General features: G+C 70.5%; 12 protein-coding genes. 3 read left to right on the forward strand and 9 right to left on the reverse strand.

Annotated elements, in window-relative coordinates; all coding sequences use genetic code 11:
- Window positions 1-57 precede the first annotated feature (57 nt).
- Complete coding sequence (gene leuA, locus OG242_RS09075) at window positions 58-1,845, reverse strand: 2-isopropylmalate synthase (protein WP_405897653.1); 1,788 nt, start codon at window positions 1,843-1,845, stop codon at window positions 58-60.
- A gap of 293 nt (window positions 1,846-2,138) precedes the next feature.
- On the opposite strand from leuA, the gene OG242_RS09080 reads away from it, so the two are divergent.
- Both OG242_RS09080 and OG242_RS09085 read left to right on the forward strand, forming a co-directional pair.
- Window positions 2,139-3,215, forward strand: coding sequence for a M4 family metallopeptidase (locus OG242_RS09080; RefSeq protein WP_405897654.1), 1,077 nt, complete (start codon window positions 2,139-2,141; stop codon window positions 3,213-3,215).
- Between the two features lie 58 nt (window positions 3,216-3,273).
- Window positions 3,274-3,540, forward strand: a complete 267-nt coding sequence (locus tag OG242_RS09085) for a protealysin inhibitor emfourin (protein ID WP_405897655.1) — start codon at window positions 3,274-3,276, stop codon at window positions 3,538-3,540.
- Window positions 3,541-3,755: 215 nt separating this feature from the next.
- Here the strand turns inward: OG242_RS09085 and era are convergent, their stop codons facing one another.
- From era to OG242_RS09120, 7 genes are all read right to left on the reverse strand, one after another.
- Window positions 3,756-4,730: a GTPase Era gene (gene era / locus OG242_RS09090; RefSeq protein WP_405897656.1), complete on the reverse strand. Its 975-nt coding sequence runs from the start codon at window positions 4,728-4,730 to the stop codon at window positions 3,756-3,758.
- 132 nt (window positions 4,731-4,862) lie between these two features.
- Window positions 4,863-5,216 carry a cytidine deaminase gene (locus OG242_RS09095; RefSeq protein ID WP_405897657.1) on the reverse strand — a complete coding sequence of 118 codons (354 nt, stop codon included), beginning with the start codon at window positions 5,214-5,216 and terminating at the stop codon, window positions 4,863-4,865.
- Between the two features lie 60 nt (window positions 5,217-5,276).
- Window positions 5,277-5,630 carry an MmcQ/YjbR family DNA-binding protein gene (locus OG242_RS09100; protein WP_405897658.1) on the reverse strand — a complete coding sequence of 118 codons (354 nt, stop codon included), beginning with the start codon at window positions 5,628-5,630 and terminating at the stop codon, window positions 5,277-5,279.
- Window positions 5,627-6,922 carry a hemolysin family protein gene (locus tag OG242_RS09105; protein ID WP_405897659.1) on the reverse strand — a complete coding sequence of 432 codons (1,296 nt, stop codon included), beginning with the start codon at window positions 6,920-6,922 and terminating at the stop codon, window positions 5,627-5,629. The genes OG242_RS09100 and OG242_RS09105 overlap by 4 nt, the downstream gene beginning before the upstream one ends.
- Window positions 6,919-7,416 (reverse strand): rRNA maturation RNase YbeY, encoded by a 498-nt coding sequence (ybeY, locus tag OG242_RS09110; RefSeq protein WP_405897660.1) that lies wholly within the window; start codon window positions 7,414-7,416, stop codon window positions 6,919-6,921. The genes OG242_RS09105 and ybeY overlap by 4 nt, the downstream gene beginning before the upstream one ends.
- Window positions 7,417-7,425: 9 nt before the next feature.
- On the reverse strand, window positions 7,426-9,558 hold the full coding sequence (locus tag OG242_RS09115; RefSeq protein WP_405897661.1) for a PhoH family protein: 2,133 nt from the start codon (window positions 9,556-9,558) through the stop codon (window positions 7,426-7,428).
- A gap of 121 nt (window positions 9,559-9,679) precedes the next feature.
- Window positions 9,680-10,786 carry a PfkB family carbohydrate kinase gene (locus OG242_RS09120; protein ID WP_405897662.1) on the reverse strand — a complete coding sequence of 369 codons (1,107 nt, stop codon included), beginning with the start codon at window positions 10,784-10,786 and terminating at the stop codon, window positions 9,680-9,682.
- A 303-nt stretch (window positions 10,787-11,089) separates the two neighbouring features.
- Between OG242_RS09120 and OG242_RS09125 the strand changes: the two genes are divergently transcribed.
- Window positions 11,090-12,442, forward strand: coding sequence for an MFS transporter (locus OG242_RS09125; protein ID WP_405897663.1), 1,353 nt, complete (start codon window positions 11,090-11,092; stop codon window positions 12,440-12,442).
- Here OG242_RS09125 and OG242_RS09130 read toward each other — a convergent pair.
- A complete protein-coding gene (locus OG242_RS09130) occupies window positions 12,406-13,398 on the reverse strand; it encodes an adenosine deaminase (RefSeq protein WP_405897664.1) in 993 nt (330 codons plus the stop codon). The genes OG242_RS09125 and OG242_RS09130 overlap by 37 nt on opposite strands.
- Window positions 13,399-13,437 lie beyond the last annotated feature (39 nt).

Here is a 13,437-nt window from a genome sequence, read left to right on the forward strand (position 1 = left end):
GAGACGGGTGGACGGGGTTCGCGGACCGTACGACTTCGGGGCCTTTCGGGCGCCGGATCAGCGGGTGGCGCGGTTGACGGCCGAGACGACCGCCTTCAGCGAGGCGCGGGTGGTGTTGGCGTCGATGCCGATGCCCCACAGCACCTTTCCGTCGATGGCGCACTCGATGTACGAGGCGGCCTGCGCGCTCGCGCCCTCGCTCATGGTGTGCTCGGTGTAGTCCAGCAGCCGGGCGTCGATGCCGATGGCCTGCAGCGCTTCGAAGAAGGCCGAGATCGGGCCGTTGCCGGTACCGGTCAGCACGGTGTCCGTGCCGTCCACGGTCGCCTCGACGGTGATCGTGTCCCGGCCGTCGGAACCGGTCGTGCTCTGGCCGGAGCGGATCTGTACGCGTCCCCAGGCGTTCTCGGGGTTGGGCAGGTACTCGTCCTTGAACGTGGTCCAGATCTGCGTCGGCGTGACCTCGCCGCCCTCGGCGTCGGTCTTGGCCTGAATGATCCGGGAGAACTCGATCTGCATCCGGCGCGGCAGGTCCAGCTTGTGGTCGTTCTTCAGGACGTACGCGATGCCGCCCTTGCCGGACTGCGAGTTGACGCGGATGACCGCCTCGTAGGAGCGGCCGACGTCCTTCGGGTCGATCGGCAGGTACGGGACCGCCCACTCGATGTCGTCCACCGTCTTGCCCTGGGCCGCCGCGTCGGCCTCCATGGCGTCGAAGCCCTTCTTGATGGCGTCCTGGTGGGAGCCGGAGAAGGCGGTGTAGACCAGGTCGCCCGCGTAGGGGTGGCGCGGGTGGACCTCCATCTGGTTGCAGTACTCGCTGGTGCGGCGGATCTCGTCGATCTGCGAGAAGTCGATCTGCGGGTCGACGCCCTGCGAGAACAGGTTCATGCCCAGCGTCACCAGGTCGACGTTGCCGGTGCGCTCCCCCTGGCCGAACAGGCAGCCCTCGATCCGGTCCGCCCCGGCCATCAGGGCCAGTTCGGCGGCGGCGACGGCGGTGCCGCGGTCGTTGTGCGGGTGGACGGACAGGCAGACGAACTCGCGGCGCGACAGGTTGCGCGACATCCACTCGAACCGGTCCGCGTGCGTGGACGGCGTCGAACGCTCGACGGTGGCGGGCAGGTTGAGGATGATCTCGCGGCCCTCCTCGGGCTGCCACACGTCACAGACGGCCTCGCAGACCTCCAGGGCGAAGTCCAGCTCGGTGTCGGTGAAGATCTCGGGGCTGTACTGGTAGCCGAAGACCGTCTCCTCGCCCAGGATCTTCTCGGCGTACTCCATGACCAGCCGGGTGCCGTCCACCGCGATCTGCTTGACCTCTTCGCGGGAGCCGCGGAAGACCACGCGGCGGAAGGTGGGGGCGGTCGCGTTGTACAGGTGGACGGTGGCGCGTCGAGCACCGACCAGTGATTCAACGGTTCGCTCGATCAGTTCCTCGCGGGCCTGCGTCAGGACGGAGATCGTCACGTCCTCGGGGATCGCGCCCTCTTCGATGATGGAGCGGACGAACGCGAAGTCGGTCTCGCCCGAGGACGGGAAGCCGACCTCGATCTCCTTGTAGCCCATGCGTACGAGCAGGTCGAACATCTCGCGCTTGCGGGCCGGCGACATGGGGTCGATCAAGGCCTGGTTGCCGTCGCGCAGGTCGGTGGAGAGCCAGCGGGGAGCCTTGGTGATCCGCTGCTCCGGCCAGGTGCGGTCGGGGATGTCCACTGCCTCGTAGCGGCCGTACTTGTGGACCGGCATCCCGGACGGCTTCTGCAGCACCGTGGCGTTGGTGATTGGCGTGGGGCGGCCGACGGCCTGCGAGGCGGGGGTCTGGGCGGGATTCACTTCGGTCATGGCGTAGGGCTCCTCGGGGTCCTTCTACGGGACGGCCGACTGTGTCACTGCAACACCAGACTCCGCGGGGAGGGGGTCGGCCTACGACTACAGGCCCTCGCCGCGGCAGCTAAGAAGAAGCAGCCCGAAACGCATGATGCGTCGAGATTAGCCGAGGGACACCGGAGACGTGGGTGCTGTATCAGTATGCGGGATCGGACGTTCTAAACGCCCAACGGTGACCAATCACTCCATTTCATCAACCCCGGTTGCAACCAGTGACATTGTGCTTACGCAGTGCCACAGTCGTGTGTATGCAGCCTCGTTCACAGCAGGGGTTCCACCCCGTCTTCTGCACCATCGTCCCGCCCCACCTCCTCGACAAGCTGTCCCAGTCCGACGACCCCGTCCTCGCGGACCCGGCCCGCCGCACCCTGGAGTCCGACGCGGCCCGACGCACCCGCCGCCGGATGACCACCGTCGTCCGGCCCACCCCCACCGCTCAGCCCGAGGACGACGGCTCCGCCAAGCCCGACCGCACGCTCTACGACTGCCGCCACGGCACGGACCTGCCGGGCACCAAGGTCCGCGGCGAGGGCGAGAAGCCCACGAAGGACGCCAGCGTCAACCGCGCGTACGCGGGCCTCGGCGCCACCTTCGACCTGCTGCTCACCGCCTACGGCCGGCGTTCCATCGACGGCAACGGTCTGCCGCTGATCGGTTCCGTCCACTACGACGAGAAGTACAACAACGCCTTCTTCGACGGCGAACAGATGGTCTTCGGCGACGGGGACGGCGAGATCTTCCTCGACTTCACCGTCGCCATCGACGTCATCGCCCACGAACTGGCCCACGGGCTCACGCAGTACACGGCCAACCTCAGCTACTACGGCCAGTCCGGCGCGCTCAACGAGTCGGTCTCGGACGTCTTCGGCTCCCTCGTGAAGCAGTACTCCCTGGGCCAGACCGCCGAGCAGGCCGACTGGCTGATCGGCGAGGGGCTGCTCGCGCCCCGGGTCCAGGGTGTGGCCCTGCGCTCGATGAAGGCGCCCGGCACGGCGTACGACGACGACGTGCTCGGCAAGGACCCGCAGCCGGCCTCCATGGACGACTACGTCCACACCGGCGATGACAACGGCGGGGTGCATCTCAACTCCGGCATCCCCAACCGCGCGTTCTACCTCCTGGCGACCGCGCTCGGCGGCAGTTCCTGGGAGCGGGCGGGCCAGCTCTGGTTCGATGTGCTCACAGGTGGTGAACTGGCGGTGGACGCGGACTTCGCGGACTTCGCCCGGCTCACCGTGGCGGCGGCACGCAGCCGCTTCGGCGAGGGCGACGAGGTGGAGGCCGTCCTCAAGGCGTGGTCGGAGGTGGGCGTTCCGACCAGTTAGGCACCCCAGCCGCTCACAACACCCTCCGACCGGCCCGTCCGCCGTGGAAGGACACCGCATGCGGATTCAGGTGAGCAGGACCGGCGGCTTCGCCGGTATCGCGCGCCACCGCGAGATCGACACGTCCGGACGGGCCGACGCCCAGGAGTGGGAGGCCCTGGCGGTCTCGGCCCTCGCCGGCGGCCAGGCCGCCGCGCCCAGGGGCGTCCCGGACGGCTTCAGCTACCGGATAACGGTCGACGGCCGCACCGTGCACTGCGTGGACCCCCGCCTGACCGACGCCCAGCGCGCCTTGATCTCACGCGTCCTGAAGGAGGGCGCGTGAGACGGGGAACGGGCCGGGGCGCCTGACGGGCCTCAGCGGCTTCGGGCGGCTGCGCCGGCCTCCGGCCGCCGGTTCGCGGTGCCGGCTCAGAACCCCAGCTTCCGCAGCTGCTTCGGGACCCACCCACACGGCCCCCTCGCACCCCTCGGCCCCAGGGGGCCTCAGCGGCTTCGGGCGGCTGCGCCGGCCTCCGGCCGCCGGTTCGCGGTGCCGGCTCAGAACCCCAGCTTCCGCAGCTGCTTCGGGTCGCGCTGCCAGTCCTTGGCGACCTTGACGTGCAGGTCGAGGAAGACGGGGGTGCCGAGCAGGGCCTCGATGTGCTTGCGGGACTTGGTGCCGACGTCCTTCAGGCGCTTGCCCTTCGGGCCGATGATGATGCCCTTCTGGCTGGGGCGCTCGATGTAGACGTTGGCGTGGATGTCCAGCAGCGGCTTGTCCGCCGGCCGGTCCTCGCGCGGCAGCATCTCCTCGACGACGACCGCGATGGAGTGCGGCAGCTCGTCACGTACGCCTTCGAGCGCGGCCTCGCGGATCAGCTCCGCGACCATGACCATCTCCGGCTCGTCGGTGAGGTCGCCCTCCGGGTAGAGCGGGGGGCTCTCGGGAAGGAGCGGGGCGATCAGGTCGGACAGCAGGTCGACCTGCTGGTCCTTGACGGCCGAGACGGGGATGATCTCCGCCCACTCGAAGCCGAGCTCCTCGCCGAGCCGGGAGACGGCCAGCAGCTGTTCGGCGAGCTGCTTGGACTCGACCAGGTCGGTCTTGGTGATGATCGCGATCTTGGGCGTCTTCTTGATGCCCGCGAGCTCCTTGACGATGTACTTGTCGCCGGGGCCGAGCTTCTGGTCGGCGGGCAGGCAGAAGCCGATGACGTCGACCTCGGCCCACGTGGTGCGCACGATGTCGTTGAGCCGCTCGCCCAGCAGGGTGCGCGGCTTGTGGAGCCCGGGGGTGTCGACCAGGATCAGCTGGGCGTCCGGCCGGTGCACGATGCCGCGCACGGTGTGCCGGGTCGTCTGCGGACGGTTGGAGGTGATGGCCACCTTCCGCCCGACCAGAGCGTTCGTCAGGGTGGACTTGCCCGCGTTGGGGCGTCCCACGAAGCAGGCGAAACCGGCCCGGTGGGGGGCGGGGTTCTCGGCCTGCCGCGCGGCGGCTTCGGGGTTAGGGCGAACGCTCATGGCGCCCATTGTCCCCGATCCCGGGAGCCGCGGGGCACCGAGGCGCCCGTCACGGCCCCCGGGCCCCGTCCTGGCGGCCCCGCCACGCCCGCGCCGGGCGCGTCACGGCGCGGTGAAACGGGGCGCCCGTGCGTGCGGAGGTCAGCCGGCCGTGACGCTGAGCCGCAGCTGTCCGTCCGGCCCGGCGAGCAGCACCGGCGTGCCGGCCCCGCCCAGGTCCCGTACGGCGGCCCGGTCCTCGTCGGAGGGGGTCTCGGCCTCGGAGACGATCGCGGCGGCCTCCAGGGACTTGGCCCCACTGGCCACGGCCATCGCGACGGCCGTCCGCAGGGCGCTGAGCTTCAGCGAGTCCAGCTCCACGGTCCCCGCCACGTAGGTGCGTCCGGTCTCGTCCCGGACGGCCGCGCCCTCCGGCACCCCGTTGCGGGCGCGGGCGCTGCGCGCCAGGGTGACGATCTTGCGGTCCTCGGCCCCGAGGTCGGTGCTCTCAGTCATGTGCCGAGCATACGAAGCCCGGCGCGGGGCCGGGCACGCGGGAGCCCGGCCCGGTGCGCCTCAGGGCCGGTCGAGGCGGAGCCGCTCCGCCCTGGGGAGGCCGGCCACGACCAGGTCGTAGCTGTCCTCGACCAGCTCGCGCAGCTTCGCGTCGGGCAGTCCGGAGACCGTGACGGTGTTCCAGTGGCGCTTGTTCATGTGCCAGCCCGGCGCCACCGCCTCGTACTCCTCGCGCAGCCGCATCGCCTCGTCGGGGTCGCACTTGAGGTTCACCGTCAGCGGCCGGGCGTCCAGCGCGCTCAGCGCGAACATCTTGCCGAGCACCTTGAAGACGGACGCCTCCGGCCCGAACGGGAACTCCTCGACGCTCGCGTTGAAGCCCAGGCAGAACGCCCTCAGCTGCTGCGGTGTCATTCCGGCGTCTCCTCCTGCTCGGGAGCCACCGGCTCCACAAGGACCGTGACGATCTTGTTCCGGCGGCCCGCCGGGGACTCAGCGGTGAGCCGCAGCCGCCGCCCGTCGGGCAGTTCGACCTCCGAGGACGCGCCGGCGATCGGGACCCGGCCGAGCGCCTTCGCGAGGAGGCCGCCGACCGTCTCCACGTCCTCGTCGTCGTACTCGTCGAGGCCGAACAGCTCGCCGAGGTCTCCGATGTCGAGCCGGGCGGTCACTCGGAAGCAGCCGTTCTCCAACTCCTGGACGGGCGGCAGTTCGCGGTCGTACTCGTCGGTGATCTCGCCGACGATCTCCTCCAGGATGTCCTCGATGGTGACGATGCCCGCCGTGCCGCCGTACTCGTCGATGACGACGGCGACGTGGCTGCGCTCCTGCTGCATCTCGCGCAGCAGGTCACCGGCGTTCTTCGTGTCGGGCACGAACGCCGCCGGGCGCATCGCCGTGGAGACCGGATCGGCCTCCGACTCCCGGTTGATGTGCGTCTTGCGGACCAGGTCCTTCAGATAGACGATCCCGACGATGTCGTCCTCGTTCTCGCCGGTGACCGGGATGCGCGAGAAACCGGAGCGCAGCGCGAGGGTGAGCGCCTGCCGGATCGTCTTGTAGCGCTCGATGCAGACGAGGTCGGTGCGCGGGACCATCACCTCGCGCACCAGCGTGTCACCGAGCTCGAAGACGGAGTGCACCATGCGGCGCTCCTCGTCCTCGATCAGCGACTCCTGCTCGGCGAGGTCCACCATGGCCCGCAGCTCCGCCTCGCTGGCGAACGGGCCCTTGCGGAAGCCCTTGCCGGGGGTCAGCGCGTTGCCGATGAGGATCAGCAGCTGCGGGATCGGCCCCATGATCCGGGCCAGCGGCAGCAGCACGTACGCCGAGGCGGTGGCCGTGTTCAGCGGGTGCTGGCGGCCGATGGTGCGCGGCGAGACGCCGATCGCGACGTAGGAGACGAGGACCATCACGCCGATGGCGACGGCCAGCGCCTCCCAGGTCTCCGGGAACTCCTTCAGGCAGGCGTAGGTGACGAGCACCCCGGCGGCCATCTCGCAGGCGACCCGCACCAGCAGGGCGACGTTGAGATAACGCGTCGGATCGGCCGCGACCTGTTCCAGCTTGGCGCTGCCGCGCCGCCCCGAGCGGACCGCCTCGGCCGCCCGGAAGCTCGACGTACGGGCGATGCCGGCCTCGGCGCAGGCCGCGAGCCAGCCGCCGACGACCAGCAGGACGACGCCGAAGATCAGCGGCAGGCTCACGAGACGGTCGGGGCGGGGGACGGGCCGGTCAGCCCGCGCTCACCGCGCCAGCCGTCCACGATGGCCGCCTGGAGGCCGAACATCTCGGCCTTCTCGTCCGGCTCCTCGTGGTCGTAGCCCAGCAGGTGCAGCACCCCGTGGACGGTGAGCAGCTGAAGCTCCTCGTCCATGGAGTGCTGCGTCTCGGCTTCCTCGCCCTGCTTCTTGGCGACCTCGGGGCAGAGCACGATGTCACCGAGGAGCCCCTGCGGGGGCTCCTCGTCGTCCTTGGCCGGCGGACGCAGCTCGTCCATGGGGAAGGACATGACATCCGTCGGGCCCGTCAGGTCCATCCACTGGATGTGCAGCTGCTCCATCGCGGCGCCGTCCACCACGATCACCGACAGCTCGGAGAGGGGGTGGATCCGCATGCGTGCGAGCGCGTAGCGGGCGATGTCGAGGATCGCCTGCTCGTCGACCTCGGTTCCGGACTCGTTGTTGACGTCGATCGACATGGTGCGCTGCTACTGCTTCCCGTTGTGGCGGCCGCGGCCCCGATGGCCGCTGCCGTCCTGCTCGCCCTTGCTGTTGTCGTACTTCTCGTACGCGTCGACGATACGGCCGACCAGCTTGTGCCGGACGACATCCTGGGAGGTGAGGCGGGAGAAGTGCACGTCGTCGATGCCCTCCAGGATCTCCTGGACCTGACGCAGACCGCTCTTCGTCCCCGTCGGCAGGTCGACCTGGGTGATGTCGCCGGTGACGACGATCTTGGAATCGAAGCCGAGCCGGGTGAGGAACATCTTCATCTGCTCGGCGCTGGTGTTCTGCGCCTCGTCCAGGATGATGAAGGCGTCGTTGAGCGTGTTGTGCGTCAGCAGGTAGTCCTGAGTGACGTAGAGCGAGTCCTCCGCCGCCACCTGGATGCACACGGCCTCCTCTCGGCCGGCCGGCTCGATGCTGTCGATGAAACGCATCGGACGACCGCCGCCGCCCGCGGCGTGATACTTCTCCGCCTTGCGAGCGAGACGGAAGGGCTCGATGCCCTCGGGGAGCCGGATGTCGACGACGTGCAAGTCGTAACGGTGGTGGACCTCGCGTCCCCTCGCCAGCACCGGTGCACGGCCTTCGGCGGCCCTGCACCGGGTATAGGCGACGCCACCGAGGGATTGCACGAGGGCGATCACGTCGTCGCGCAGAAGGATGGACGCCGTTGAGTACTGGATCCGGCAGGTGCGGTCCGTTTGGGTGACCGGACCTCCGTCCGCGTCGAGCAGACCTTGAAGGACCGCGAGACGGACCTCGGCGGAGTTGAAGAGGTACGCGTCCGGAACGAACTCGGAGTGGGAGCGCGTGCCCACCAGATCGAGTTCACGCAGCCCACGAGTGACCGGGTTCTCCAGCGTCACCACATCGCCCGGAGCCTTCACCCGGTTCAGGATGTAGTCGGGCCCGCCCTTGTGACGTACGGAAACGCCTGGCAGCGAACTCTCCAGGGCCTCGGCCAGCTCGGGGTCTTCGGTGGCGAACGAGGGGGTCGTCGAACCGGTCAGGCAACCATCGCCCAGCAGCAGCCCCAGCGCGTACGGGTCCATGGGAACCTCGCGCTCGGGAAAGCTGACCGGCGCGGTGAGCATCGGAAGCTCGTAACGGCGCGCGTGTGCCGCACGAAGGTTGCCGATCATCTCCTTGGTCTCCAGGACCCGCCACGGCTTGTCCCGCCGCTTGTCCGACGCCGTACGAACCGTCCACAGGTGGTCACCACAGCACAGGGTCCAGGAGCCGTCCTGCGCGCTGACTCGGTAGATGTCCTTCTCGCCCTGCGGGTACACGCCGAGCACCGGTGTAGGCGCACCGTCGGAGCCGATGACGAGGTCACCTACCTCAAGGGTGCCGATGGGGCGCCAGCCGTCCGGCGTCAGCACATTGGTAAAGACGGGTTGGGCTCTTCCACGCATGTATGCCAGCGGTGCCACCTCGATCGTGCCCGCTGCCATCAGGCGCGGGATCGAGTCGGGGTCGAGCATGTCGTGCAGCGCGTCGTAGAGCGGGCGCAGATACGGGTCGATCTTGTCGAACAGCGTGCCGGGCAGGAAGCCGAGGCGCTCGCCCGCCTCGACGGCCGGGCGGGTCAGGATGATCCGGCTGACCTGCTTGGACTGCAGGGCCTGGACCGCCTTGGCCATGGCGAGGTAGGTCTTGCCCGTACCGGCGGGGCCGATGCCGAAGACGATCGTGTGCTTGTCGATCGCGTCGACGTACCGCTTCTGGTTGAGCGTCTTGGGACGGATCGTGCGGCCGCGGCTGGAGAGGATGTTCTGCGTGAGCACCTCGGCCGGGGTCTCGGTGCCGTCCGCCTGACCGTTGTCACTGGCCTTGAGCATCGCGATCGACCGTTCCACGGCGTCCTCCGTCATCGGCTGTCCGGTGCGGAGCACCAGCACCATCTCGTCGAACAGGCGCTGGATCAGGGCGATGTCCGCCGCGTTGCCCGTCGCGCTTATGTCATTGCCCCGGACGTGGATGTCGGCCGCCGGGAACGCCGCTTCGATCACGCGCAGCAGCGAGTCGCCCGCTCCCAGCAGCATCACCATCGGGTGAGCGGCCGGGATGCTGATGTGGGCACGCGCCTGCGGCTGTGTGGGTGACTGAGTCATGGGCCGGCCCTCGGGCCTGCGCATACCTCCCGTTGCAGGGTTCTCGCTGCTCGAAAACCTCGTGTGTCACAAGCCTACGACTCCGCGGTGACAACACCAGAGGTTTTCCGGGGCGGTGGGATTACGGGCGGAAGCCGATCGTGGGTACGGCCCGGCGCAGCGGCCACGGGCGGGCGGCGGCCGGCAGCAGGTCGTCGAGGAAGGCGTAGCGCCTGAGCGCCGCCGGGTCCTGGCCGGCGCAGGTGCGCACCTGCTGCCACCAGGCGGCGATCTCCGCCCAGCCGGGGGCCGAGAGCGAGCCGCCGAACTCCTGGACGGAGAGGGCCGCGGTCAGTCCGGCGAAGGCGAGGCGGTCGGCGAGGGGCCAGCCGGCCAGGGTGCCGGTGACGAAGCCGGCCACGAAGACGTCGCCCGCCCCGGTGGGGTCCAGGGCCTCGACCTCGATGGCCGGCACCTCGGCGGCGGTTCCGGTGACCGCGTCGACCGCGTAGGCGCCCTCGGAGCCGAGGGTGACGACGGCGAGCGGTACGCGTTCGGCGAGGGCGTGCGCGGCGGCCCGGGGGCAGTCGGTACGGGTGTAGCGCATCGCCTCCCCGGCGTTGGGCAGGAAGGCGTGGCAGTGCTCCAGGCCGTTCAGGGCGTCCAGGTCCCAGCGCCCGGTCTCGTCCCAGCCGACGTCCCCGAAGATCAGGGCTCCCCGGCGGGCGGCCTCGGCGACCCAGGGTTCGGTGCGGCCGGGGACGAGCGAGGTGACGGCGGCCCGGGCCCTGGGCGGGCAGCGGGGGAAGGCGGGGGCCTCGGGCGAGGCGGTGGTGGGGAGCGCCGGGGCCTCGTGGCCGTGCGAGACCATCGTCCGCTCGCCCTCGTACGCCATGGAGACGGTCACCGGGGAGTGCCAGCCGCGGACGGTGTGCGACCGGGAGAGGTCGATGCCCTCGCCCTGTTCGAGCGCGTCCCAGCAGTACTCGCCGTAGTGGTCGTCGCCGAACGCGGCGGCCAGGGAGGTGTGCAGGCCGAGGCGGGCCAGCGCGGTCGCCATGTTGGCGACGCCGCCGGGGCTGGAGCCCATGCCGCGGGCCCAGGACTCGGTGCCGCGCACGGGGGCGCTGTCCAGGCCGGTGAAGATGATGTCGAGGAAGACCGTGCCGGTGAGGAAGACGTCGCAGTCGGGGTCCTGCGGGGCGCGCAGCCCGTCCAGCGGGTCGATCTGCGGAATGTCAGCGCTCACCTTGCACTCCCCGGTCGTGGCGGTTGCGGCCAGTGTGCCCGATACGCGGCGGTGATGGACGAGTGCGCGCCGTGCGTGTGTTCACGGCAGCTGACCTGCGTAAACATCCGCAGCTACCCATCCGAGAACCACGTAAACACAAATGTGCCCCAGATCACAGAAGACCGGCTTTCGGTGGGCCGGGAGCACTTGATACAAATTGGCCCGCGAGCACCGTTGGAGACGTACCCGACGGAAGCGCCGATTTCCTCGTATTTCCCCCTCTGCCTTCTGCCGTCTCCCGGCATGTCTTCAGGAACGCCCATGTCCTCGCGCCCTCGCGCCGCGTGGCCCCTGGTCGCCGTGTTCACCGCCGGTTACCTCGCCGCCTATCTCCTCCCCACCATCGTGGGACGGCTCTCCGTCTACCTGGGCCTCAGCACGGCGCAGGCCGGGCTCGTCGGCAGCGCGCTGCTGCTGAGTTCGGCCTCCGCCGGCTTCTCCCTGGCGGGTCGCGTGGAGACGTACGGGCCGTGCAGACCGGCACGCGTGGGACTGATCCTGTGCGTGGTGGGGTACGGCTGCGCCGCGCTGGCCGGGTCCGTGCCGCTGATCGTCACCGGCGCCGTGGTCGGCGGCTTCGGCTCCGGTACGGCGACCGCCGTCGCGGCGGCGGGCATCGCCGCCCAGCGCGACCCGCACCGCACCTCGTCCCTGGGCCTGCTGAGCGTCTCGGCGACCGCGGGCGCCCTGTACCTGACGGTCCCGCACCTGGGCGGCGGCCACCGGCTGCCGTTCGCCTCGATCGCCCTGGTCGCGCTCCTGGTCTGGCCGGCCACCTCCCGGCTCGGCGGCTCCGCCCCGGCCGGACCGGCCGTCCCCGCGGCGGGCCGGCTGCCCAACCGCCGCTCCGGCCTGGTCCTCGCGGGCGGCATGCTCGTCTGGTCGATGGCGCAGAACGCGCTGTGGGGCGTCAGCAGCCGGATCGGCGTGGACCAGGTCGGGCTGTCCGAGGTGACCATCGGTGCCGTGTTCGCCGCCGCGCTCGGCGCCGGGCTGCTCGGCGTGATGGGCGCCGGGGTGCTCGGCTCCAAGCTCGGCCGCGCGGTCCCGATCGGCGTGGGCACCGCGGTCATCGCGGGGAGCATCGTGCTCAGCTCCTCCGCCGACGGCTTCGGCTCCTTCGCGACCGGCGAGATCCTCTGGAACACCGTCTACCCGGTGGTCCTCTCGTACCTGATCGGCCTGGCCGCCTCCCTCGACGTACGCGGTCGCTGGGCGGTCCTCGCCGGGTCCGCCTCGTCCGTCGGCGTCGCCTGCGGGCCGGTGCTCGGCAGTGTGCTCTCCGAGGAGGCCGGCTACCAGGGGATGGGCCTGATCCTGGGCGTGACGACCCTGCTGATAGCGCTCCCGGTGACCGCGGTGGCGCTGCACACCGGCGGCCGTCCGCTGGTGCCCGGTTCGGTACGCCGCCGGGGCGGTGCGCCCGCGGCCCTGCTCGCCGTCACCACGGGCGCGGTGCCCGGCGCGGTGCCCAAGGTGGGCGCGCCCGAGCAGGCCGTCACGGAGATCAGCATCCCGGCCCTGCGCCGCAGGCGCCTCGGCAGGAACGCGTTCCGCACGGCCGGCCCGGAGGGCGGTCAGTCGAACGCGTACGCCTCGACCTCCGACAAGTAGCGCGTCCTGCGCTCCTCGTCGTGGTCGAGGAAGGCCGCCTCGAAGGAGTTGCGGGCCAGCGTGCGCAGCTGCTCGCGGTCCAGGCCGAGGGCCTCGTGCACGGCGTGGAAGGTGTCTCCGACGTACCCGCCGAAGTAGGCGGGGTCGTCGGAGTTGACCGTGCAGAGCAGCCCGGCCTCCAGCATGGCGGGCAGCGGGTGCTGCTCCAGCGTGTCGACCGCGCGCAGCCGTACGTTGGACAGCGGGCACAGCGTGAGCGGTACGCGCTCCGCGACCAGCCGCTTCACCAGGTCCGGGTCCTCCATGCAGCGCAGCCCGTGGTCGATCCGCTCCACGCCCAGCACGTCGAGCGCCTCGCGGATGTAGGAGGGCGGCCCCTCCTCCCCCGCGTGGGCGACCTTGCGCAGGCCGAGCTCCCCGGCCCGTTCGTACACCTCGCGGAACTTCACGGGCGGGTGGCCGACTTCGGCGGAGTCCAGGCCGACGGCGCTGATCCGGTGCAGGTGCGGCCGGGCCGCCTCCAGGGTCTCCAGGGCCGATTCGGCGGAATGGTCGCGCAGGAAGCACATGATCAGCTGGGTGGAGACGCCGTGCTTCTCCTCGCTGCGCTCCAGCGCCCGGCCGAGACCCTCGACGACGGTGCCGATGGGCACGCCGCGTGCGGTGTGGGCCTGCGGGTCGAAGAAGATCTCGGCGTGCCGCACCCCCTGGGCGGCGGCGCGGGCGAGGTAGGCGTCGGCGAGCTCGGTGAAGTCGTCCTCGGTCCGCAGCACCGCCATCAGCGCGTAGTAGAGGTCCAGGAAGCTCTGCAGGTCCTCGAAGAGGTACGCGGTGCGCAGGGCCTCGGTGTCCGCGTACGGCAGGGTCACGCCGTTGCGCGCGGCGAGCGCGAAGGCCAGTTCCGGTTCGAGGGTCCCCTCGATGTGGAGGTGGAGTTCCGCTTTGGGGAGGTGCACGGTGTTTCTCACTTACGCAGGTGGTGCTGGGTGGGGGGC

Source organism: Streptomyces sp. NBC_00727, assembly GCF_045161745.1.
Taxonomy (GTDB): domain Bacteria; phylum Actinomycetota; class Actinomycetes; order Streptomycetales; family Streptomycetaceae; genus Streptomyces.